13 protein-coding genes and 2 tRNA genes are annotated in these 23,224 nt (G+C 48.9%); 8 read left to right on the plus strand and 7 right to left on the minus strand.

Going from position 1 to position 23,224, the window contains the following annotated elements:
- Window positions 1-3 precede the first annotated feature (3 nt).
- Window positions 4-1,080 (minus strand): alpha/beta fold hydrolase, encoded by a 1,077-nt coding sequence (locus G8759_RS00505; protein ID WP_167204256.1) that lies wholly within the window; start codon window positions 1,078-1,080, stop codon window positions 4-6.
- A gap of 151 nt (window positions 1,081-1,231) precedes the next feature.
- Window positions 1,232-2,458 (minus strand): multidrug effflux MFS transporter, encoded by a 1,227-nt coding sequence (locus G8759_RS00510; protein WP_167204257.1) that lies wholly within the window; start codon window positions 2,456-2,458, stop codon window positions 1,232-1,234.
- Window positions 2,459-3,043: 585 nt separating this feature from the next.
- On the opposite strand from G8759_RS00510, the gene G8759_RS00515 reads away from it, so the two are divergent.
- The 6 genes from G8759_RS00515 (at window position 3,044) to G8759_RS00540 (ending at window position 16,822) form a co-directional block, all read left to right on the plus strand.
- Window positions 3,044-4,018, plus strand: coding sequence for a methylenetetrahydrofolate reductase (locus G8759_RS00515; RefSeq protein ID WP_167204258.1), 975 nt, complete (start codon window positions 3,044-3,046; stop codon window positions 4,016-4,018).
- Window positions 4,019-4,020: 2 nt separating this feature from the next.
- On the plus strand, window positions 4,021-4,539 hold the full coding sequence (locus G8759_RS00520) for a GNAT family N-acetyltransferase (RefSeq protein WP_167204259.1): 519 nt from the start codon (window positions 4,021-4,023) through the stop codon (window positions 4,537-4,539).
- Between the two features lie 510 nt (window positions 4,540-5,049).
- Window positions 5,050-10,071 carry a DUF5995 family protein gene (locus tag G8759_RS00525; protein WP_167204260.1) on the plus strand — a complete coding sequence of 1,674 codons (5,022 nt, stop codon included), beginning with the start codon at window positions 5,050-5,052 and terminating at the stop codon, window positions 10,069-10,071.
- Window positions 10,072-10,085: 14 nt separating this feature from the next.
- On the plus strand, window positions 10,086-12,242 hold the full coding sequence (locus G8759_RS00530) for a sensor histidine kinase (protein ID WP_167204262.1): 2,157 nt from the start codon (window positions 10,086-10,088) through the stop codon (window positions 12,240-12,242).
- Between the two features lie 284 nt (window positions 12,243-12,526).
- Complete coding sequence (locus G8759_RS00535; RefSeq protein ID WP_167204264.1) at window positions 12,527-13,786, plus strand: carboxypeptidase-like regulatory domain-containing protein; 1,260 nt, start codon at window positions 12,527-12,529, stop codon at window positions 13,784-13,786.
- A 3-nt stretch (window positions 13,787-13,789) separates the two neighbouring features.
- Window positions 13,790-16,822: a tetratricopeptide repeat protein gene (locus G8759_RS00540; protein ID WP_167204267.1), complete on the plus strand. Its 3,033-nt coding sequence runs from the start codon at window positions 13,790-13,792 to the stop codon at window positions 16,820-16,822.
- Between the two features lie 48 nt (window positions 16,823-16,870).
- Here the strand turns inward: G8759_RS00540 and G8759_RS00545 are convergent, their stop codons facing one another.
- Window positions 16,871-17,956 carry a Gfo/Idh/MocA family protein gene (locus G8759_RS00545; RefSeq protein WP_167204269.1) on the minus strand — a complete coding sequence of 362 codons (1,086 nt, stop codon included), beginning with the start codon at window positions 17,954-17,956 and terminating at the stop codon, window positions 16,871-16,873.
- Window positions 17,957-18,349: 393 nt separating this feature from the next.
- Here G8759_RS00545 and G8759_RS00550 point away from each other — a divergent pair, with 393 nt between their 5' ends.
- Window positions 18,350-19,429, plus strand: coding sequence for an acyltransferase family protein (locus tag G8759_RS00550; RefSeq protein ID WP_167204271.1), 1,080 nt, complete (start codon window positions 18,350-18,352; stop codon window positions 19,427-19,429).
- A 467-nt stretch (window positions 19,430-19,896) separates the two neighbouring features.
- Here the strand turns inward: G8759_RS00550 and G8759_RS00555 are convergent.
- The 3 genes from G8759_RS00555 to G8759_RS00565 form a co-directional block, all read right to left on the minus strand.
- Window positions 19,897-19,982, minus strand: a tRNA-Leu gene (locus tag G8759_RS00555).
- Window positions 19,983-20,038: 56 nt separating this feature from the next.
- Window positions 20,039-20,114 (minus strand) — tRNA-Gly (locus tag G8759_RS00560).
- Between the two features lie 121 nt (window positions 20,115-20,235).
- Complete coding sequence (locus tag G8759_RS00565) at window positions 20,236-21,099, minus strand: UbiA family prenyltransferase (protein WP_167204273.1); 864 nt, start codon at window positions 21,097-21,099, stop codon at window positions 20,236-20,238.
- A gap of 99 nt (window positions 21,100-21,198) precedes the next feature.
- On the opposite strand from G8759_RS00565, the gene G8759_RS00570 reads away from it, so the two are divergent.
- Window positions 21,199-22,407 carry a type III polyketide synthase gene (locus tag G8759_RS00570; protein WP_167204275.1) on the plus strand — a complete coding sequence of 403 codons (1,209 nt, stop codon included), beginning with the start codon at window positions 21,199-21,201 and terminating at the stop codon, window positions 22,405-22,407.
- Here the strand turns inward: G8759_RS00570 and G8759_RS00575 are convergent.
- Window positions 22,367-23,107: a glycosyltransferase family 2 protein gene (locus G8759_RS00575; protein WP_167204277.1), complete on the minus strand. Its 741-nt coding sequence runs from the start codon at window positions 23,105-23,107 to the stop codon at window positions 22,367-22,369. The genes G8759_RS00570 and G8759_RS00575 overlap by 41 nt on opposite strands.
- Window positions 23,108-23,224 lie beyond the last annotated feature (117 nt).

The raw sequence follows: 23,224 nt of genomic DNA on the forward strand, positions 1-23,224 counted from the left end.
GTCTTATTCTTTAGCAGTCAGCGCCAATAATTCCTGAAGATAACTGCCCCAGATGGTCGGGTTGGAATGAGTACCATGGCCCGTCGTTTTATCCGATATAGGAAGTAGAATGTAGCGACCCCGTTTAACGCTTCCGATATGCTTTTCCATGAGTTGGAGTTCAGGGGGATTAACCTGATCATCAGCCGAATTAATGGCAAATAAGGGCGCTTTTATTTTAGATAGATAGGGAGCGGGATTGTAGTCCCGTGAGGCATCAAATTGATAAATAAAATCATTGGCATCCAGGGAAGTAAAATATCGCTGTTCCAGCAACACCAGGGACGAATCAGTTTTTGATTTGGTGGGCGACCCTTTTTGCATCTGAAACGGGCTGCTAGTCATAAAAATCAGGGACGATATGGCACCTGTTAAGCCTATCTTTGGCTGTGCGGTATACTCTCCCTGTTTCCATTCCGGATCCATTTTAATCAGATCAATGGCCATTTTCCGGACCATCCGATTGCGACCCGCAATTTCTACAGGGAGGCTCGCCAGTGGCATCAGTGCATCCATAAAATCAGGGTATGTATAGCCCCACACCCAAGCCTGCATGGCGCCCATGGAGGTACCCAAAACCAGGCGAAGGTGATTGACGCCTAAATGCTCGGTGAGCAATCGGTAGTTGGCGGCAACCATATCATCATAGGTGTATGCAGGAAACTTCATACGTAATCCATTGCTTGGCTTGCTCGATTTACCATGCCCTACGGCATCGGGCAATATGATATAATATTTGGCGGCATCCAGCAGTTGTCCAGGGTTGAATAGATTCCCGGCAAACAGATTGCTTAAAAAACCACGGCCATTGCCGGTCGTACCATGCATGATTAAGATGGCATTGGTCACCGTTCCATTTTTGTCTTTTATCGGCTGTCCAAGGGTTGTGTAATGGATATTCAGTTGGGGGAGAACGTCACCGGTTTCAAATTTGAAGTTTTTGATGGCGTAATCGGATTCGGTACCCGTGGGAAATTTCGCCTGGGCATATCCAGATAGGTTTATCAGGATAGCACTCCAGAGCACTATAAATAGTTTCATTTTTCCAGTGAAATGGTTTCTAATTTGGCGGTGACTAAAAATACAGGCCAACTGGTTGTAAAACAAGCTAAAGTGAGAGACGGCGCCCTCTACCTGTTAGCTGCTTTGGGCGAGCACTATAGATCTGCCTACGTACAAACTAAATTGGTCATTAATGCAAAACCGGCGCTGTTTGACTATCCTCAACTACAGGTCGAACAATCATTCGACGGCCAATAAGCAAAATCAGCAGTGCGCCCGTAGCAGCCACGGCCATTATACTGATCATGGGTACTGCCGATTGAGCATCAAATAGGCTAACGGCCACTGACGCAAGCGCCCCAATGCCCATCTGGAGCGCACCCATCAGCGCCGATGCACTTCCGGCATTATTCGCAAATGGTGCTAATGACAACGCCGACGTATTTGGATTGGTAAAACCCAGGCAACACAGAAAGGCAAATAAAAACGCAATCGTGCTAAACAGTCCCAGCAAGCCCAGTAGCGCACTAATTAAGAAAGCGAGGCCAATTACCGACTGGCTCAGCAAGGCGACAGGTACAATCTGTTCACTTCTATAGTAACGCAAAGCGATACTGTTCAGTTGGCTGGAGCCAATGAAGCCGACGGACAAAAAGGCGAATATCCATCCATATCCCTGACCACTGACTTTGTATATACCCATAAATACCTGCGCTGATCCAGCCACATAAGCAAACAAACCCGAGAACGTAACCGCACCTGCCAGCGCATAGGTATAAAACTGGGGCTCCCGGAGTACCGACCAGAATCGGGTAAGAATTGGTTTGGGCTTTAACGAATACGATGGATCAGATTGATAGCTTTCAGGCAGCCAGAAAAAGGTAGCCAGCAGGATGAGCGCTCCCAACACCATCAAAATCAAAAATACCGCCTGCCATCCATAAGCCGCGATTACGTAGCCGCCTACTGTGGGAGCAATCATGGGTGAAGCCCCAAGTACCAGCAAGAGCAAAGAAAATACCTTGGCATTGTCCTCGATGGGAAACAAATCCCGGACCATTGCCACCGCAGCAACAGCAGCGGCACAACTACCAATCGCCTGAACAAATCGAAGAGCGATCAGCATATCGACAGAGTGTATGAAAAGGCAACCGGCGGAGGCTACTACATAGAGAATCAGCCCCAGGCAAAGCGGCTTCTTTCGCCCAAAGCGGTCAAGCAGCGGGCCATATAGCAATTGCCCGGCCGAGATGCCGATAAAGAAGCTCGATAGGGAAAGCGAAACACTGGCGACGGTAGTATGCAGGTCTTTAGCGATAGCCAGAAAACCGGGCAGATACATGTCGATTGAGAAAGGTCCCAGAGCCGATAAGGAACCCAAAATCAGAATTAAAAAGACGTATCGTTTTGTCGTCATTAGTGCTTAATTGCTTTACGAAGTAGTTGTGGACCTATTAGCAGACTCTACTTCAACTAGCGAAGAAATGCTCTTTAAGAAGAAGCAGTTACTTCTAATGGTTCCGCACAGGCAGCTACAAACTAAAAAGATAACCTACATTTTAAGTGAAATTAGCCCCCGGCCCGGCAAATGATATGTGTTACCCGATTGCGGAAATTCCTTCAGCCTCTACCCAGCCAGGAAAATCAATTGGGCTCATGTCGGGTTTCACTTTGTGATTCATGCCATCAATAAGCCCATGAGAGCTACTGGCCCAGCCTGCGTTGTCGTATGAGGGCTACGAATAAAGTGGGACAGGCAATAAAATCAAAATAAGAGATGTTCGATTGTCATTGAAAGGTCAGCTGCTACTAATTTACCTTTATCTCTAGTCAAAACTGACTCACCTAAAAAGGTAAGGACACGATCCGTTGCCGTTGCTTCTAGTCCCGAAGATGAGATGGTGTTACAAAAGTACAAGCGATGATGGCGGAAAATCCATTATATAGATAGTATCTTTAAAAACCAGATGAAGAAGCCTTAAGCCCTGGTTCAAGTACCACCATGTTTCTAGAAAAGATCAAATCCGGACAATCAGGCGTGCTGCTTTACGGCATCACTCCGCCCAAAGCCGGTACTGCCCCTGAACGCGTTGCCGAAATTGCCCAAAAAACAATGGAGCGACTGTCTACCCTGGATATCGATGCACTCGTAGTATATGATGTACAAGATGAGTCGGCCCGAACAACAGAAGAAAGGCCCTTTCCGTTTTTAAATGCGCTTGACCCCCTTGGTTTTGCCGCCGACTATCTGGCTACGTTAAACATCCCGAAAATAATCTACCGGCCTGCTGGCAAATTTTCTAACGTCGAGCTATCCGATTGGCTGGAAGAGCTGCACGAACACAACTTCTACCCTGTTTTTGTAGGCGTGCCAGCGCCGGATTTTCCGGTAAAAACTAGCCTCCCGGAAGCTTACAAGATCTGGAGTAAACACCAGGACACCTCCGTTATCGGTGCTGTAACCATCCCAGAAAGGCATAACGTGCTGAAAGATGAAGATGTCAGGATGCTGGATAAGATGAACTGCGGTGTATCTTACTTTATTTCACAGTGTGTTTTCAATCTTGACTACGCAAAGCAGGTCATCGAAGACCTCGCGATCAATTGTAACAGGCAGCAGATAAAATCCCCGACTATCATTTTCACAATTACCGCATGTGGATCTACCAAAACACTGCATTTTATGGAGTGGTTGGGTATTCATGTACCGGATGAATTGAAAGAAGACCTGAAAAAGTCAGACGATATTCTGGAGAAATCTGTAAAAATATGCCTCGACATCGCTTCGGAGCTGACCACCTACTGTATGGAACGCTCTATCCCCTTCGGCTTCAATATCGAAAGCGTTGCCATTCGCAAAGCAGAGATCGAAGCGTCAATCTATTTGGCGAATGAGATCGGTCAGATGCTTCATGATAAAGGGGTAAGGAAGTCGCCAGAAAGTAAAGATTTTGAAGTCACGAACGGCTACAGATAAGTATGCGTGGTACTGATTTTGAAAGAGATGGTTACTTTCTTTACCAGTTTGAAAAACAGGACTGGATGTCTCTAAAAAGCATACGACTCGAAGCGTTGAGAGAAGAACCAGGAGTCTTCGGTAGCTCATTTTCCAAAGAAGCATTGCTTTCCGATAGTAGCTGGCAGGAAAGGCTAGCCGCGAAAGATAGGGCGCATTTTGGGCTGTTTCTAGATAATGGAGAGTGCGTTGGCATAACTGGTATCGGAAAACAAACAAGCGCGGGTAATTCGGTTGTTCTAGTCGCTTCCTATATAAAGAAAGAACATCGAGGCCGAGGATTGTCTAAACTCTTTTATGATGTACGGATCGACTGGGCCAAACAAAATGGATACGATAAAGCCATAGTTTCACACCGTGATACGAATCTTATGTCGAAAGCGGCTAATCAGAAGGCTGGCTTCAGCTTTACTCACTCAGAAGAACGAGTTTGGCCTGACGGAATACGATCAAATGAGTTATTTTATGCGCTTTTTTTGTAGTCAACACTCAATGCAGAGTCGGCATCGCCGTGCGTAACGTAGGCGATTGATAGTACTTGACAGGTATTAATAAACTGACAATGCCACTCCGGTTCGAAGCGAACAATAAATTGATCGGACGACATAGGCCGCCCTGCGCCGAAGACTGTCTTACCAAACTCCTTTAGCTAATACAGTTCGTCCTCATCCATCACTGAACTAGTTGACCGCCCGGCAACCCGGCCCCCATTAGCTGCATAAACGGGAGCGAAAGCCCGGGTTTCGCCGGGCGTCGACGGTCAGCCGGTGCTATGCGCTGGTATCCGTATAAGAAAGTGAGGCACGCCGGGCGCCGGTTGGCGAAATGGGCAATAGGAAGCCTCTGTGGTGCGGCCGTATTTCGCCGATTTTAATGACTCTCCGACTCAATCATCGGTCGACGAAATACAACTAACCTAACACTCAAAATTTTACAGAATTTTCCGGCAACATTACGTACCTTAACGCATACTTTCCTCTATACTCGTCAACATGCCTAGCCCTAACCTTTATGCCTTAATTGTGGGTATTGGCGCTTACGAACGGGTACGCCCTTTACGCGGACCTGTTAACGACGCGCTTTCTGTCAATGATTATTTAGGGCTGTTAGCGCCCCATTTCACTCTGAATATACAGGTCCTAACCGACCAGCAAGCCAATAAAACCGCCATCATTAATGGATTTCAGACCCATCTGACCCAGGCGGGTCCGGACGATACAGTGCTGTTTTATTTTGCCGGACATGGCACCCAGGAAGCCGCCGATCCAACAATCTGGCTCACTGAAACCGATGGACAGCTTGAATGCCTGGTTTGCCATGATGCGGGCACTGCCAATACCTGGGATTTTCTGCTGGCCGACAAGGAACTGCGCTACCTCATCGGTCAGGTCGGCGCAACGGGGGCGCACGTCGTCACCGCGTTCGACTGCTGTCATTCTGGCGATAATACCCGCTCCGATGTGTTGCTGATGGCCGCGCTTGCCGAGCAGGATGTGCGCGAACGACGACTGACCTTCAACGCCCCCCAACGCCCCTACAACGGCTTTTGTTTTCACACCGAAGTGCCTGTTGAATTGATTAAAAGTGAAGGCATTGAGACGGCGCTACCCCAGGGCGCGCATGTGCAGATGGCCGCCTGTGAGTCGGATGAGAGTGCAGTAGAAGTTAACGGCGAAGGTGTTTTTACCAAACATATGCTGGCGGTGTTGGGAGCAGCTCACGGGCAGTTATCGTATGGCGATTTGCACAACCGTGTTCGGCAAACGATGCGGTTCGGTTACGAACAGCACCTACGAATCTATACACCGGCGGCAAGCTCACCCAGCGACGGTGGGGGTAGCCTGCTAAGCCGGGGATTTCTGAACCAGCCGCTCGACGCCGATACGCTCACGGCTTCTGTTATGTTCAATAGACAGGAAGGCTGGCTGCTCGACGTGGGGGCCATTCATGGAGTTGGGCAGCCCAATCAGACTATTTATCTGTATGACCGCGATGGAGAACGTTATCCGCTCAGTGTTGAACGGATCGGGGCCGATTATAGCGTAGTAACTATGCCCGATGCCTTACGGCCTACGCTCGATAAAACGATCGTCTATCGGGCAACGGTGGCGGGTCTATTGAGTCAACCCATTCGGCTTCAGTTGCTCAATCACGGTGGTCTGGCCCGGGATTTGCCCGATTTGTTAAACGAGCTAACCAATCGGGCTGGCGCCTGCTTCGTGACGGAAGATGATCCGGCTAAAGCCGATTATTGCCTGCATGTTCGGAACGGTCTCTATTACATCACGTATCCTGATATAACTGATTCGTTAGCCCACGAGCGACCACTCATTCGCCCCGTTCAGGCCGACGATCCGCAGGCATTCGAGGGTCTGGCAGACGATTTGCGTCACCTGGCTCGCTGGCACTACCTGACCCATCTCCGCAACCCCAAGGTTATTGAACCGGTATTAAATGTAGTGGTAGAAACCACATCGGAGCAGTCCATACCCTTAACTGAAGCCCATCCTGCGCCTTTGCCTGTTCAGTTTACCCGTATAAACCCAACTAAACCTTATTTGGCGCAACTACGCATTCGGCTGACTAATCCCAACGATCAGGCGCTGTATTGTACGGTGCTGTATCTATCGCGGGATTTTGGTTCGTTTCTGGATTTTCTGCCTACAAATTACCGCCTGGAAGCTGGCCAAAACGTCTCCTTGGGTTTAGCCGATAGAAAAGCGCCGACGGGTCGGCAAACAACGTTGCGACTGGGGCTGGAAGAGGTTATCCGGCAGTATAACTGGCCCACGGTTTTCGAACAGATTAAATTACTTATTACGACGGAGCCGCTGTCGGAGAAAACACTGGCGTTTATAAAGTTAAACGCGCTGCCTTCGCCCCCGGTACTGGCCGACCGCAACAAGCCGGATGGAATGACCAGAGGGGCATTCGAAATTGACGCCGACGAAACCGAACCCCTACCCGAATGGAGTACACAAACTCTTACCCTGCAACTAGTTAATCCGCTTTATAACCAGGTTCGGGCGGATGAAGTAGGCCAAATGCTGGAACCGGTTGCTGACGGGTCTTACTCCGTTCAGACTGATTTTGCACTGGGTTTATATTACAAAACGACCCCGGCCAATGGGTTGCTACCCGATTTACAACTCCGCGACGAACTGGTTTTGATTCACCCTGCCGAGGGCGAACGTGGGCTCTGGAATGACCTGAAAGTAGGCATCGCGAATCGGATAGCGAACCAATTGCGAAATCGGCAATACCGACAAAACCTGATTCGCTATCCAGACCGTATCCGCATCGTGGCGGAGGGAGATTCCTGGTTCCATTATCCGTTTCTGCTGAGGGATATTGTCGATTATCTGTCGGGAGTTTATACCGTTTTCAACGTAGCCAGCGCAGGGACCACAATGGATGACTACCTGAAAGAGGGTAACTTTCTGGAGGCTATCGCGCAGGTAAAACCAGCGTTTTTCCTTCTAAGCGGAGGGGGCGATGAGCTATTTGGTGAAGCCTTTCCCCGGCTTATTCGCGACGTACCCCGCGCCGACGTATCAGATGCTTCCCGTTATGTGTCCGACGCTATTGACGAAACGTTGGCGCAGCTAAATGAACGCTTCACCCGTATGCTGCGGCTCGTGCAGCAGGGATACCCAAAGGTAAATGTACTGATACACGGTTACGATTATGTTATTCCGGCCAATAACGTCATGAATAGGCAACCCGGCTGGCTGGGTAAAATCTTAGTAGCCAAAGGCATTACGGACGCCAACGAGCGCGAGGGAATCATCCGTTATGTAGTCGATGCCTTTAACAACGAATTGCGCCGGGTGTCAGCTGCTTATACGAACGTAACGTATCTTGATTTGCGCAGTACGATTCAGCGTACCAACCGGCCAGCCGATTACTGGTATGATGAAGTTCATCCAAACGACAAGGGCTTTCTGCGTTTGGCTTCACGGTATGTTAGCCACATCAACCACAAAGAAGGAAAAACCGACAGTATCGATGCCACATCCACCGATGCAATTGGTGAGGATGGGGCGCAGACCGGGCCGGGCGACGCCCCCGAGCGTTGGTCAACTGCTTATCTGGAAAGTAAGCGTCTGTCAGGCGACCCTTTGGCCGATCAGGTTATCGAAACATTGCTGGCCGAAAACCAAAAGGGCGAAATCGATCAGATTTTTCAGGTGCTCGTGCGAAATCGCCACTTTCCCAATCCGGCTTTCGACATATTGCCTGATCCGGTTAAACGCATTGTTGAGAACTATTTTGGGCAAACCCGCCAACTACCCGCCAACGCCGAGCCGTTCAAACTGATGATCGCCAGCGAGGTGTTCAAGCATCATGGCCCGAAAATCCTGTTTATTCTGCTCTGCAAGTCACTTCCGCTTTGTTACACCTGCTGGCGAGGGGCCAAAGTGCTGTATCGCACCGGTCGGTTGCGCGTTAACGACGGCTCTCTGGATGCCTTTAGTCGTCGGGTAATGGAAACCGCCCAGTTTGTGGTAGACATGATGACGCACAATAATTTTGAGCATGACGGTACAGCCATTGTCGCTACCCAGAAAGTCCGGCTAATGCACGCGACCATCCGATACTTTGCGCAACAGCGAGCCTGGGACATAGATACCTACGGAATTCCCATAAACCAGGAAGATTTAGCCGGAACGCTCCTGTCCTTCAATGTAACTATCCTTGATGGGCTGGATCAGCTCGGCGTAATGCTCACGCCTGAAGAGCGTAGTGCGTATATGCATCTGTGGAGCGTCGTGGGGACGATGATAGGCATTGACCCCGATCTGGTAGTAGAAGACGAAAACGAGGCTCGTGCCCTGATGAAGGCCATTATGGATCACCAGGCAGGGCCTTCCATAGAAGGGGCCGAACTGACCAATGCGTGCATCGAGCTCATGAACGAGCGGATGGTGGTGGGGCCGCTCAAGCGGCTGTCACCTTATTTTGTCCGGTTTTTCATTGGCGATCACTACGCCGACATGCTCCGTATCCCAACCGTCGATCCAGACAACTCATTTGTACTGGAAGCGGCTCAGTGGTTAGATAAGGGCATTCGGGAAATGAACGAGCGGAACCTGCTGCTGGCAGCTTTAGGCCGTTCGTTGAGTCACAGCATGGTCACTGGATTCATGCGGTTTACCAATGCCGCGAAACATGAACAGTTTTACTTACCCTCGGCTCTGACCGACGACTGGGAGGCCGTCACGCCCGATTTCCGGATTCCACCCCTCGACCGCATTGAGGATATGATCAGTTACCTGGATAAACTGGCGCGACACTTTCGGGCACAGAACAATCCAATGGGGCTGTTCTGTGCTGTTTACAAACTGGTTACGGAACGCGTGGCTACTGGTATCCGACTCGGCCTATTTGAAAATCCGGTGGAGATGGAACAGGTCGATGTAGGCTTCGGAAACCGTTATTTCGAGGCTATCAATCTGTATTTCGACGGCAAACCCGCACCCGGCCCCTGGCAACTTTCGTTCGATGCCGCACGGACGCTTCTCACTACCGATCAGCACATTTTTTCGGCAGCCAACGCGCATATCACCTTTGACCTGCCCATTGTTGTAGCGGAGGTATATCGAGGCAAAGACATTGAGTTGTTCAAAGATGATTTTACCAGGATGAACGCGCTCTTCGACGATCTGTACCACCAGATGAACGACAATGTCGGGCGAATCTTCCGGCCTTTCGGTCGTATACTGACTTACTTTTCCGACCAAATCATACGACTTGAGAGCGAAGTGATGAAAAAAGGCCGTGAGTTGGCCTGGCAAAAAAGCGGACTACTTCATCGGGCAACCGACACCACCGAACACACCCGGTTGCTCGCCCAGCTTGAAGCCGACGCTACCGCACTGGGCGACGCCATCGTGCACCCGCCAGTGCTGTTGCGAATGCCATTACAACGCATTGCCAAACAGGAGTTCGGAACAGCCGCCCACAAAATAGATGTCATGCTTCGAACGGCGTTGCTGCCCGAAGTTGCTTAATTACCCGTTGATCCATGCCCATAAAACGCTGTTATCTCTTCGCCTTGTTGGCCTTCCTGCTGATTAGTTCGCTTCGGGCAGCACCGGTTGTTGTTCTGGACCCAACTCAATCCTATGATCTCTTCAATGCCAGTACACTGCTGGAGACGAAAGCGGGGAGTTTATCGGTGAAGGCTTTGCTGCAAAACCCGGACCGGTATCGATTTGTACCTACCCAGCACGAGCTAATCAAACCCTACTATCGCCAGTTTGAATACTGGTTTCGGTTCGAGCTGACAAACCAAACCACATCGGACCTGTTTCTGCACTTCGTTTACGCTGGAACCGAATACATCACCGTTTATGAAGTGGCTGATGGGAAGCTGCTGGAAACCTATCAACTCGGTACGCTCCAACCCCAACGGACGTACACGTTTCTGAAAAGTAATGAAGTGTGTCCTACGTCGGTTCGCCAGGGTCAAACGCACGTCTTCTATGTGCAGATGCGCGGGGTATTCACCACGGCGCTGCCCATCTACGCCCAGGCAACGGGGACGCTATTGCAAACGTTGCACCGGGACGATCTGTTTTACGGCCTCTATTACGGATTCATACTGATTATCATTATTTACAGCCTGCTTTTATACGCTCGGCTTCGGGAAAACGATACGCTCCTGTATAGTATCTGGGTCATTTTTATGGGGCTGCAACTGGCTCTTTTCCGTGGCCATACTAACGAGTTTTTCTGGCCGTCGAACCCCGCTATCGAGCGCTACGCTACGGTCCTGGCCGGACTTACGGGGCTGGTGCATATCCCGTTCACACTGGCCTTTCTGCGTCTGCGCCAGAGAGCTCCGCTATTCTACAAACTGGGTATCGGCATACTGATTCTCTATGCTATCGGGATCATTCTCAACCTGATCGGCGTCAGTGCGTCAGTGGGCGAAAGTCGTCGGTTGGACTTTGTTCCCCAAATTGCCTTGCTGGAAGGCATTTTCAGTGTAACGGCGGGGATTATTATCTTCCGTCGGGGATTTCGGCCAGCCCTGTTCTACGTCATTGGTAACCTGGTCTTTTTTGCGTCTATTTTCCTTTTTCTGAACTACGCCAACGGTGCATTACCGTACTCGTTCTGGACCTACAATAGCCTGCATCTGGGATCGGGCATTGAGATTATTCTGTTTACCCTCGCCCTGACCAACAAGGTAAACCTGCTTAAACAACAGCAGGAAGCTGCCGTGCAGGAACAGCTTCGACTAACCGAAGCTAACCGGCAGTTAGTGGCCCAGCAGAATACTATACTGGAAGAAAAAGTAAGCCGACGCACGGCGGAACTGCACAGTCAAAAGGAAGAATTACAGAAAACATTAACTACGCTCCAGGCAACCCAGACGCAATTGATTCAGCAGGCAAAACTAGCGTCGCTGGGCGAAGTGACGGCGGGTATTGCCCACGAAATCCTGAATCCGCTCAACTTCGTCAATAATTTCGCCAAAATGTCGGTCGAGCTGGCCGATGAGTTAAAAGAAGGTGTAGAGATGAGCGACTATCCGTTGGTGACCGATCTGACGGGTGATATCCGAAAAAATTTACAGTCTATCGCACAGAACGGACAGCGGGCAGCAGACATCGTTGGAAATATGCTCGAACACGCCCGCACTGGCACCTCGGGCCCACGCCAACCTACTGACCTTAACGCTTTGGCCGACAGGTACATCCATTTGAGCTACCACGCCCTGCTGGCCAAAGACAAGTCGGGCTCGATGGCTCAACTTAACGCCCAGCTAATTACCGAACTAGACCCTGATGTGGGCATGATTGACCTGGTGCCGCAGGATATGGGGCGGGTGTTGCAGAATTTGTTCAACAACGCTTTTTACGAAGTGGCTCAGAAAGCCCGGAAGCAACCGGCCGATTATCAACCAACCGTTTGCGTTCGGACGGAACGGATGGCAAACGAAGTTAAGCTCACCGTATATGACAATGGTGCAGGCATTCCGCAGTCGATCCGTCCCAAGATTTTTCAGCCATTTTTCACGACTAAACCCACCGGACAGGGTATTGGGCTTGGCTTATCGCTCAGCTACGACATCATTACCAACGGTAACGGCGGTCATATAGACGTTCACACAGAAGAAGGCAAATTCACGGAATTTCACGTTTATCTGCCGCTTAGTCCCTCCGGATCATGATTTTTCAGGTACAACCTGCGTTCGGAATCCGCTTTCGTAGGTCCGGACAGGAGGGCTGATATAGGTTGCGGCTAATTGCCGTGCGGGGCCAATGAATCGCCCACTACGCTGCTACCTAAACGGTGGCCAGCCATCTACGAAAATGAACCGTATGATAACGGGATGTAACTCGTTACTGATGGATCACAAGTTGGCGTACCGGCAACTCAATAATTACCCAGGCAAACAGGCTGATATATAATCTTTTGCGCTAGATTTATAGTGATTTCCGTATTCTTCCACTTATGAAAACCCTTCTTTTCTGCTTTGCCAACGACCGGGACCGTCCGCTGCCAGAATTACGGCGCGAGGACGATACTATTGACCGATTGCTGGACCCGTTAAGCAGCCAACAGCATTTTCAAAAGATTCGGGATTCATTCGCTACAACCGACTCCGTTGCCAGCAAAATCATTACGTATCAGGACTCCTTGTGTCTGTTTCATTACAGTGGACACGCAGGTGCTTCCGTGCTCCATCTGGAAGATTCATCGGCCAGAGCCGTGGGGGTTGCGCAGTTGCTGGCACGTTGCCCGCAGCTCCGGTTAATCTTCTTAAATGGCTGTTCTACGCTGGAACACATCCAGCTGCTTCGGGAGCAAAACAGCAAAGCGGCTATTATTGCCACCAGCACCCCGGTTGAGGATACGGTGGCGACCCAGTTCTCGATTACGTTTTACCGCGCCCTGATCAGTGGCACGACCCTGGCGGAAGCACTGGAACGGGCACGTCTGGAACTCCAGGTCAAAGACGCAACCGTGATCGAAACCATCCGGGGCGGCATTGTTACCGAACTGGAAGAGGTGAGTCGAAATCAATGGTACTTCTCGACACCCGATGAAGTAACTACGCAATGGAAGCTGCCCGCCGGGGAGGAGCTACGCAGTGCCGAACGCCGGACCCGCTACGACCGCAACATCCGCCTGGCCCTGATTCTGGGCAGTATAGCGATTGTTGGCGGGAGTTATCAGTATTTTCGCACGCATCAGAGTTTCGACTACACGGTTTACCTACGCCCTGGGCAAGGACAGGCTCCGGTTGCGGGTAAAGTCAAACTACGGCTGCTTCTGGGAAATACGCCCCGTGAGGAAACAGCCGACGCAAACGGCCGGGTAGTGATTGCGGGGATACCATCTCAGTTTCAGGAAAAACCCGTTCGCATCGAACTGCTCAATAGCCCGGATCAGGCGTTTAGCAACGGTACATCCATCGATACGCTCCTATTGGCCGAAACCGAAGCCACATTGTCGTTAATTCCGCACCAGGATTTATGCTGCATTCGTGGCACGGTCTACGATAATAACGGCCAGCCCGTTCCAAAAGCCACCGTTTGGGCGGAGAACTTTCCGCCCCAGCAAACTGACAGCGTAGGGCGTTTTGTGCTCCCGCTGCCAGTACAGTACCAACAGGAAACCAGCATCCGCGTGACGGCCCGTAAAAACCAGCAGCAAGCTTCCGTACACGCAACTCCCCGCGAAGAAACGTCGGTATCACTTCCTCTATAGCCCATGAAAACGGTAATTGCACTAATCGTTTTAGTGAGTCTGCCGCTGCTAATGCAGGCGCAGGCTCCTTGTTTACAGGAATATAAGGGCGAAATAACCCTTTACACCAACAAAGGCCGATTACCTCAGATACCGATTGTGATTGACGGCAATCAGGGCCCCCTGAGCGATGCCAATGGTATCTTTCGGTATCGCCTGAATAAGTGTCCGGGCATGACAGTTCGCATCAAGTTAGGCGGCAGCAATTGGGATATCGTTAACCACAGTGAAATCTATTCCTATACGATCCGCCAGCTGGCCGACCCCTCTGATTTCCAGTTTAAGCTGATTGTGGCGCAAGTCCAGGACATTGAAAAAGCAAGACGGCAGTACTACGCTACTATTGCCGGCGTGGCGTTGGATAAAGGCCTGACGTCGATGAAAGGAGACATCAAGAAACTAACCGATCTGGTAGTTGATCAACAGCGGCTCATCGCAAATGGAGCGAAAAAACCTGACGGACAACCGCAACCATCAACCGGAGCTCTGGAGCAACGGCTGCAGCAGCAACAAAAAGAATATCAACGCGTACTGGATAGTCTGGTTAAAGCGCCTGCGATGCTCACCAGTCGCATCAATGAGTTGCAGAAATTACTCGAAAAGCAACGGGGGGCCGACAAACAACTGATCGACAGTCTGGATCGTGGAGGAGCCAACCAGAAAAGTAAAATTGCCGAATTGGAAAAAATCCTGGACCGACAGCGACAGGAAAATCAGCAGTTGTTGACGAAACTAATGCAGCAACAGGATTCGGCCCGACAGAACGATAAGTCCGGAGAGTTACGAAAACTTGTTGAACAGCAAAAACAGGAGAACCAGCGGCTGCTCGACAGTCTGGGCAAAAAGGAATTGGCCTGGCAAAAGAGTCGGCAGAACGAGCTGGCCAGTACCGAAAAAAATAAGACAATCGAGCAACTGCGCGATAGCCTGTCCCGGATGCAAAACCGCTATGAGCAGGCCCTGAGCGAACGGGATAAACAGCTGAGCGAAGCCCAGGCAATGGCGGCCGTTTTTGCGAAGCAAACCGCAATCGACAGTAGTTATCAGAAAGCGTTCCTGCAATACAAAGAAGGCCAGTTTGCGAAAGCGTTATCGGCGCTGGACGATGACGATATACGCATCAAACAATCCATGAAAAAGAGCGCCCAGGTGGGCACTGGCGCACCTCCGAATGGTGCATCTTCCAGTGTAAATGAGCAAACAAATCAAGGATCGGTGGAGGATCGGGCAGCCTACATCGGTAAGTGTTTGCTAAAAGCCAACATTTACCGTAGCCAGTACGACATGGAACAGGCGGCTCATTGGTATGAGGAAGCCATCCAGGCCGATCCGACGCAGGTGGAAAACATACTTACCTACGCCAACTTTTTACAGCAACTGAACCGGCCTCTTGAACCAGGGCGTTGGTATCAGAAAGCCTTAGACCTCAATCCACCCGCTTCGCTTAAGGCCGACATCTACGTCGAGTTAGGCTATTATCACATGGCCAACAATCGGTTCGAGGAAGCCGAAGCCGCGCTTCAGCAAGCCAAAACCCTAAGGCAACAACTGGCCCGGACCAATCCTGAGCAGAGTGAGTCGGGTCTGGCCCACGTACTGGACGGATTAGGGACACTTTACTCGAAAAAAAGACAATTCGATGAGGCTGAAAAAGCGTTTGTTCAGGCCAAGAACATCCGCGAGAAACTGGTTGAAAAGTACGCCGATGAGTTTGAGGCCGATCTGGCGTTTTCACTCAATAACCTGGGCACGTTTTATTACATCAACAAACGGTTAGGCGACGCCGGAAAGACGTACCTCCGCGCCAAAACGATTCAGGACCGGCTTGTTCGCCGGAATGCGGATCAATACGAACCGGATCTGGCATCTACCCTGAATAATCTGGGTACGCTCAATTCTGACCTGGAGCGGATACCCGACGCAGAAACGGCGTATAAACAGTCCAAAGCCATTCGGGAGAAGCTCGCTCAGAAAAATCCTGACCTATATGAACCGAGTCTGGCGCAGGTGCTCAATGATTTAGGCGATCTGTATACCCTGACGAAGCGGTATCCTGAAGCAGAAGCCTCGTATCAACAGGCCAAAACCATTCGGGAAAAACTCGCCCAGAAAAACCCCGACCAGTTTGAGGGCGATCTGGCACAAACTCTGACTGACATCGGTAATTTTTACCGGGATACCAAACGCTATCCCGAAGCCGAAGCAACGTATACGCGTGCCAAAACAATACAGCAGAAACTCGCCGGTAAGTTTCCCGAGCTGTTTGAACCGACCCTGGCGATGACGCTGGGCGATATGGGCTTTTACTACACCGAAATGAAGCGCTACCCCGAAGCCGAAGCCTTGTATCAAGAGGCCAAAACCATTCAGGAAAAGCTTGCTAAAAAGAAGCCAATCGACTTTGAACCCGACCTGGTGTATACACTGATGGATATGGGGAATCTCTACTTCGACACAGAACGGCCCAGAGAAGCCAAAGGTGCGTTTGTACGGACCAAAGACATCCTGGAGCGACTTGCGGCAACGGATGGTGGACAGGCAACCTCGCTCCAGATTCAGGTCCTGCATCGACTGGCGCTCCTAAGCGATGCGCAGGAGCGTAGCAGCTATTTTCTGGAAGCCGATTCCTTACAGCAAAAAGTGGTTGAACTGGTCGAAAAACAATTCGGTGATGCAGACTCAGCGCTGATGGCCCGTGAATTGAGCAACTGGTCGTATCACTCGCTTTTCAGCAGAAAGTTTGCCAAAGCGCAATCATTAGCGGAGAAGTCGCTTTCCTTCGATGACCACGAAGCATGGGTTAATGCCAATTTAGCAATGGCCTACCTGATGCAGGGCAAACTTGACGATGCCAAATCGCTCTACACATATCTGAAAAACAAACCCCACCGATCCGGCAGGTACAAAAAGACTTTTTTGGCCGACCTCGATGAATTGGAAGCCGCCGGTTTGACTCATCCAGATATGGCGATAATTCGCAAATTATTAAATCAATAGGAGTCTGGGCTTATAGTGAACCCAGACTCCTATCAGAAGTATCTTTAATCACTTTAACGAAACTGACTTGCCTGATTTTGCGGAGGCTTTGGCCGCTTCCAGAATTTCAACAACTGTTACGTTGACCGGTAATTCATATAAATCGTTTTCATCCAGTTTCAGGCGGCCTTGCACTACGTCTGCCAATACCGAAAAAGGATCGGTAAAAGGGGCTGGCCGGGGATCAAGTTTTTTTCGTTCTTCCGGGGCTTTACCGTCTAACCGTTCCCTGACGGTTGTTGCATCAATAGCCACAGCGTATCCCTTTGTTCCGTACACTTCCATGTCCTTGCGGGCAAATGTCCAGTTCCAGGAGCCCTGAATAATACATTGGGCAGTCGGGTACTGCAAAACGATGGTAGCTTCATCGTCGACGTTCGGATAGATATTTGGTTTATTTTGATGCGTAACGGCCATTACGGAAAGCGGGCGTTTGCCTTTCATCAACCAGGTCATCAGGTTAGCGCCATAACAGCCAAAATCGACCAAAGCACCCGCTCCGTTTTTGGCAGGATCAGTTAAAATGGCAAAAAACTCGTTGCTGACGTTAATTTCTTTAGGCCCCTGATGCCCGTCATTGACCATAACTTTTCTAATCTCCCCTAATTTTCCGGCCTGATACAATTCATTAACATACTGGTTGCTGGCATACCAGGACGTTTCGAAATTGGTCAGGACTTTAATCGTATTCTTCTGAGCAAGGGCTTGAATTTCTTTTGCATCGGCAAACGTAGTAGCCAATGGTTTTTCCACCATTACATTTATTTTTCTGGGAGCACAGGCACGTACGATCGTGATATGGTCACTGATTGCTCCAAAAGCCGAAACAGCCTCTGGTTTTGTCTGATCCAGCATCTTCGTTAAATCACTAAAAAACAGCTTCTTATCCAGATTATATCGTTTAATAAAACGATCAACCAGTTCCTGATTCGGTTCGTAAATACCAACCAGCTCAACGTCCTTTTTATCTGGTCGGTTAAAAATCCAGCCTACATGTCCATGACTTAAACCAGCAATGGCAAGCTTCAATGGTGTTTGTGCGCGACCAGATGTGATCAGGGAAGCAAGAAGCAAAAGAGTTACTAAATAGTTCATTGGCTTAAATGGAGGCAAGTGTAGTCAATCACTACCTGCTAAAGGCTTGCATCTACCTGCACATACTGCCTTAGAACGACCAAAATGAAGTTGCGGACCGAATAGATCACTGATTTCATAGGCCTTCTGCTCGCATTTTTTGGATTACATCAACAGGATACCGGAACACCTGGTTGAGAGTTTGCGAACCGATTCAGATATAAGAGCATTCATAGTCGACAATCTAGCACTATAAACTCGGATAACAATCGCTGGATCAGCTCCTTACCCTCGAAAGCCAGGAGAATTTCGCCCGCTTCGTTGGTGATGGCAATCAGTAATATGTAGTGGGTTATGGTGCCGGTTAATCACTTCGTTCCTTGATTGATTATTCTGTTTCTATATTGGGTAGATATGGAAAATAGGAAATCGCCACTGCCTTTCACCACTAGCCTTTTTCTGGATTTCCTCAGAATTTGCTCAGCTGTTATAGTCCTACTCGTTCATTCAGAAGAAAAGCTTTCTCCTTCACCCAAAATCTTTAGAGGTGATACAGGCCACTATGCCGTTATTATTTTCTTTGTCCTTTCTGGCTATGTTATTTCATACAGCACAGCAGGAAAATCAAGCGCCTTAGGTTATGCAATTGCGCGACTCACCAGGCTATATTCAGTCTTAATCCCAGCCCTATTCCTTACCGTACTGATTCACTTTTTCATTTTTTACATTGATCCTGTTCTGGCTGACCAATACACCAGAAGGTATGAAGTGATTCGGTATCTACTATCGGTTTGTTTCTTATCTCAAATCTGGGGACTTTCATCTTACCCTACCATAAATTCACCGCTTTGGTCTCTATGTTATGAATTTTGGTATTACCTATTTTTTGGTCTCTGGATTTATGGAGGACGTATTAGTGCTAAAGGCAAACTCCTTGCAATCTTGGCGTGCCTACTGGCAGGCCCGCAAATAGTGCTTCTTATGCCCGTATGGTTAATGGGATGTTACATACAACGCCTTCCCAAATCAAATCTAGGAATCAGTTTACTTTGCGTCCTATCAATAGTGTCAGTTACGGGAGCTGTCATTGCCTTTTCAAATCCAGGGATGCCTTATTCAATTGGTTATCCGCCATTTTATTTTTCCAATCAATTCATTACCGATTGGCTATTTGGAGTTTTTATTGCGGCCACCATCTACTTCTTTCCGTTTCAAGACCTGCACCTGCAAAAACCAGCTTGGTTTACCCAATTTAGGCTCATTGCCGATCTAACATTTTCACTCTATATTCTACATTACCCGCTTATTATTTTATTTCAATCTCTGGTAAGCTATACCTCAAAATGGTGGATGCCAATCGCCTTATGCATTGGCATCGTCGCTATGATTATAGGCTATGGAATAGAGCAGAAACGGCAAACCTGGAAATCGTTTTTTGTGTCGTTTTTTGATAAAGCTTTGCCTTTTATAAGAAATACAAGGGCGACGGTATAGGCACGTTTATATAAAGCCCAGTAATTACGATCATAGGATTTATGCATCCTTGGTTTTCACACCAATTGCTTATTGGCGTCGCCCGATACTCAATTCGTGCTTAGGTTAACCCGAAAGAAAGGAGGGTCGAGGTTCATTACCTCGTAATACCCGACTGAGTTATCTGCTGTCTGTGTCGCGCCAGAACGGCACAGTGTATCAACCAATCCTTCTTAAAGAAGGGTTGGTGCGGCAATTCAGGAATCAATTAGATTATCGAGGAATCCGGGGTTGTAAAATCATTTTTCCATACCTTTTTTCACAGCAAAATCACAAACATAAAAAAGGCAGTGCATTCCACAAGAAGTGAGAATGATCCCAAATAGGTGACAAGAAAGCGATAAGTAACAGAAAGGCGGGAAAACACAAAAGCCACTGATTATCAGTGGCTTTTGCTTTCTCTTAGTTGCTCTTGGTAGAGCCTTGGGTACCAGGAGCGGGAGTCGAACCCGCACGAGCCGTAAAGCTCACAGGATTTTAAGTCCGGCGTGTCTACCAATTCCACCATCCCGGCGCTTCCACAGAAGCGGACATTTACGAAAAAAGCACCGTGGGTCGGTGCCTTTTTCGTGGAGCGAAAGACGGGGTTCGAACCCGCGACCTCGACCTTGGCAAGGTCGCGCTCTACCAGCTGAGCTACTTTCGCATTTTCAATTTGCCCTACCTCGGCGAATTGTGGATGCAAATTTAGTGGGTTTTATCCGTTTGTCAAGTCTATCGCTGAAAAAAAATTACCTATTCTCCTCGTATATGCCACTCAAAACTGATTACGAACGAGTTAATACAATTAAAACCAGAAAAAAACTATTCAAGCCAATGCTCGAAATCCACATCATCCGCATAGTTGTCCGATAATTCGCCAGACTATTGTCTCGATATACCAGCCAAAACCAGCGCAGAAAGAAAACAACAGCCGGAAACAGAAACGCCAGATATAGTAATACAACATAGCTACCGTCAAAATAGGTATAGAAGCCAATTAACGACAACGCATAAAGTATCACCGCACTAAAGAATGTTCCCCGAACTCCCATCATCCGACTGATGGTCATATCGCCCCGGCGCGCATCTTCTTCATGCTGATATACCTGCGTAACAGGATATAAAGCCATCAGATTTAACATAGCCAGCAAGCCACCAAAGAGGAGTTTAGGTTCCGTAATAGCAGATAACGGTAAATTATTGATGGAAATATAGGTCATGACGTACGTTAGCCCTCCCTGAAGAATACTGATCAGGAACCAGCTCAAAATCGGGTACTTCTTGAGTCGTATCCGGTCGTGGCTATATGCTTTTGTAACAAATCCGTAAACAAGTAAGTAGAGTATAAAAGGCCAGTTAACAAACATTCCCAGCAAAAGCGCGACCCCATCGAGCACCCACGATACCCAATACAGATCTTTGTCGACGGGAGGGGGCGTTTCCAGGCCGCCAATGCTGCCTTCATCTTTGTCAAAATAGCTATTATAAGCATTACTGGCCGGATAAAGCAGCAAATGCACAACCAGAAGCACAATTATAGATTTAGTAAGATCTGGAGCCGCTGATTGACTAATGGCAAACCAGAACATCGGCAATAAGAAAAACGAGAAGGGTACGCGCAGGTGAAGCCAAATAGTACGGGCGGTCATGGCGTGTTTTTAATGAGAGTCGTCAATTTACAGAACTTTCGGCAATCAGCATAGTTATACAACCAATGGCGTTCTATGAATAAATGAACGCGTCGGCGAATGGCTCCACGGCAATCTCAATCAGACGGTTATATCAATGCTATCGGTACTGCAGTACCTGCTTACTATGCCTCTCAACAACATGCGGCAGAGTTCATGGCCGATCTCCTTCAGTTCGATGATCGCGATCGCCGTCGATTAATGACTTTGTACCGCTATACCCGCATCGAAAAGCGGCATACGGTTATGGCCGATTATACCCGCTCAATGGGTGAATTTACCTTCTACCCCAACACGCCGGGTATGGAGCCATTTCCGACGGTGAGCCAGCGAATGGGCGTTTATCGACAGGAAGCAGTTCCACTAGCCTTGAAGGCCATTAGCGATTGTTTTAGTAGCTATCCCGACTTCGACCCACAAACCATTACCCATTTGATCACCGTTAGTTGTACGGGGCTGTATGCACCAGGGCCAGACATTGAGATCATTGAAGCGCTTGGCTTATCCACGAACACTCAACGGCTGGCAATCAATTTTATGGGATGCTATGGGGCTTTCAACGGCCTGAAAGCGGCCAATGCTATTGTTCGGTCTGAGCCGGATGCAAAAGTACTGGTCGTTTGTATTGAATTGTGTACTATTCACTTTCAGAAGAAAACAGAAACGGACTATTTACTTTCAAATGCTCTGTTTGCCGATGGGTCGGCTGCCGTGTTGGTCGAAAGTAAACCCCGCGCTCAGCAATCGTTTCGCCTTCGATCGTTCTATTGTGATTTGCTGCCCGAAGGAAAAGACGCTATGGCCTGGCATATTAGCGATTTCGGCTTCGAAATGACCCTTACGGCTGAGGTGCCTAATCACATTCAGCGAGGTATTGGCCAGCTCATGCAACGGCTGCTGGCTCAATGCGATTTGACATTAGGCGATATTGGTCAGTATGCGCTACACCCTGGCGGTCGTCGAATCCTGGAAGTAATCGAAGAACAACTCGGCATTACAGCCAATGATGACCGTTATGCGTATAACGTGTTGCGACAATTTGGGAATATGTCATCGGCAACGGTCTTATTTGTCTTAAAAGCAGTTTGGGAAGACCTTATTTCCGGGGTAGCCAGGCTCGATACTGACCGGCCCAATATTCTGAGTTGCGCATTCGGGCCGGGCCTGACCCTGGAAGCTATGGTTCTCGAAGCCCTTGTCAATAAATCATCTATAATTCCTGATTTCGCTACGTCAGAATCTTCCAGCGCATTAGTCCCAGTTTTGTAAAAAAATACAACAGGGAGGTTCGAAGAACGCCTAAGCCATAGATGGAGCTTCTACGGAAGTTGATCGACGAGGCTTCCTCAAAGTATTTTGTCGGACAGGTAACTTCGGCAATCTCATACCCCTTGTAGAAAATCTGGGCGATCATCTCGTTATCAAAAATGAAATCGTCGGAATTATGCGTAAAGTCCAAACTTCGCAATACTTCCCCTGAAAAAGCCCGGTAGCCCGTGTGATATTCCGACAGCTTCTGATTCATCAACAGGTTCTGCGCAAAGGTCAGAAATCTGTTGGCGATGTATTTGTACATTGGCATGCCCCCTTTGAGCGCCCCTTTTCCCAAAATCCTCGACGCAAAAACGACCGGATAAAGCCCGTTACCAATGATCGAGATCATGGCGGGTAGCAGCATGGGTGTATACTGGTAATCAGGATGCAACATCACAACAATATCAGCTCCCAGCTCCAGGGCTTTGGCATAACATGTTTTTTGATTACCGCCGTAGCCTTTATTCCGGTCATGCCGGATAACGTGCCGGATTCCCAACTGCCGGGCAACGTCAACGGTATTATCAGGACTGGCATCGTCTACCAGAATTACATCATCGACAAGATCAAACGGAATTTCCCGGTATGTACGCTCAAGCGTTAGTGCTGCCCGATAAGCGGGCATTACCACAATAACTTTTTTATTATTAAACATAGGCCAAAACTAACGGGTTAGGGGCATTATGCCAATTATTTGCTCAACGAAGCCGGTAGCTTCAACAGTTTGAGCGTAGATTTGCGGATTGATGTCAACTTTTCCGTCTTCACGGCG

The organism is Spirosoma aureum, assembly GCF_011604685.1.
In the GTDB taxonomy this organism is placed as follows: Bacteria; Bacteroidota; Bacteroidia; order Cytophagales; family Spirosomataceae; genus Spirosoma; species Spirosoma aureum.

Excerpts from the sequence above, each read along its gene's own strand:
- G8759_RS00505 (WP_167204256.1), bottom strand. The coding sequence starts at position 1,080 with ATGAAACTATTTATAGTGCTCTGGAGTGCTATCCTGATAAACCTATCT.
- G8759_RS00510 (WP_167204257.1), bottom strand. The coding sequence starts at position 2,458 with ATGACGACAAAACGATACGTCTTTTTAATTCTGATTTTGGGTTCCTTA.
- G8759_RS00515 (WP_167204258.1), top strand. The coding sequence starts at position 3,044 with ATGTTTCTAGAAAAGATCAAATCCGGACAATCAGGCGTGCTGCTTTAC.
- G8759_RS00520 (WP_167204259.1), top strand. The coding sequence starts at position 4,021 with ATGCGTGGTACTGATTTTGAAAGAGATGGTTACTTTCTTTACCAGTTT.
- G8759_RS00525 (WP_167204260.1), top strand. The coding sequence starts at position 5,050 with ATGCCTAGCCCTAACCTTTATGCCTTAATTGTGGGTATTGGCGCTTAC.
- G8759_RS00530 (WP_167204262.1), top strand. The coding sequence starts at position 10,086 with ATGCCCATAAAACGCTGTTATCTCTTCGCCTTGTTGGCCTTCCTGCTG.
- G8759_RS00535 (WP_167204264.1), top strand. The coding sequence starts at position 12,527 with ATGAAAACCCTTCTTTTCTGCTTTGCCAACGACCGGGACCGTCCGCTG.
- G8759_RS00540 (WP_167204267.1), top strand. The coding sequence starts at position 13,790 with ATGAAAACGGTAATTGCACTAATCGTTTTAGTGAGTCTGCCGCTGCTA.
- G8759_RS00545 (WP_167204269.1), bottom strand. The coding sequence starts at position 17,956 with ATGAACTATTTAGTAACTCTTTTGCTTCTTGCTTCCCTGATCACATCT.
- G8759_RS00550 (WP_167204271.1), top strand. The coding sequence starts at position 18,350 with ATGGAAAATAGGAAATCGCCACTGCCTTTCACCACTAGCCTTTTTCTG.
- G8759_RS00565 (WP_167204273.1), bottom strand. The coding sequence starts at position 21,099 with ATGACCGCCCGTACTATTTGGCTTCACCTGCGCGTACCCTTCTCGTTT.
- G8759_RS00570 (WP_167204275.1), top strand. The coding sequence starts at position 21,199 with ATGGCTCCACGGCAATCTCAATCAGACGGTTATATCAATGCTATCGGT.
- G8759_RS00575 (WP_167204277.1), bottom strand. The coding sequence starts at position 23,107 with ATGTTTAATAATAAAAAAGTTATTGTGGTAATGCCCGCTTATCGGGCA.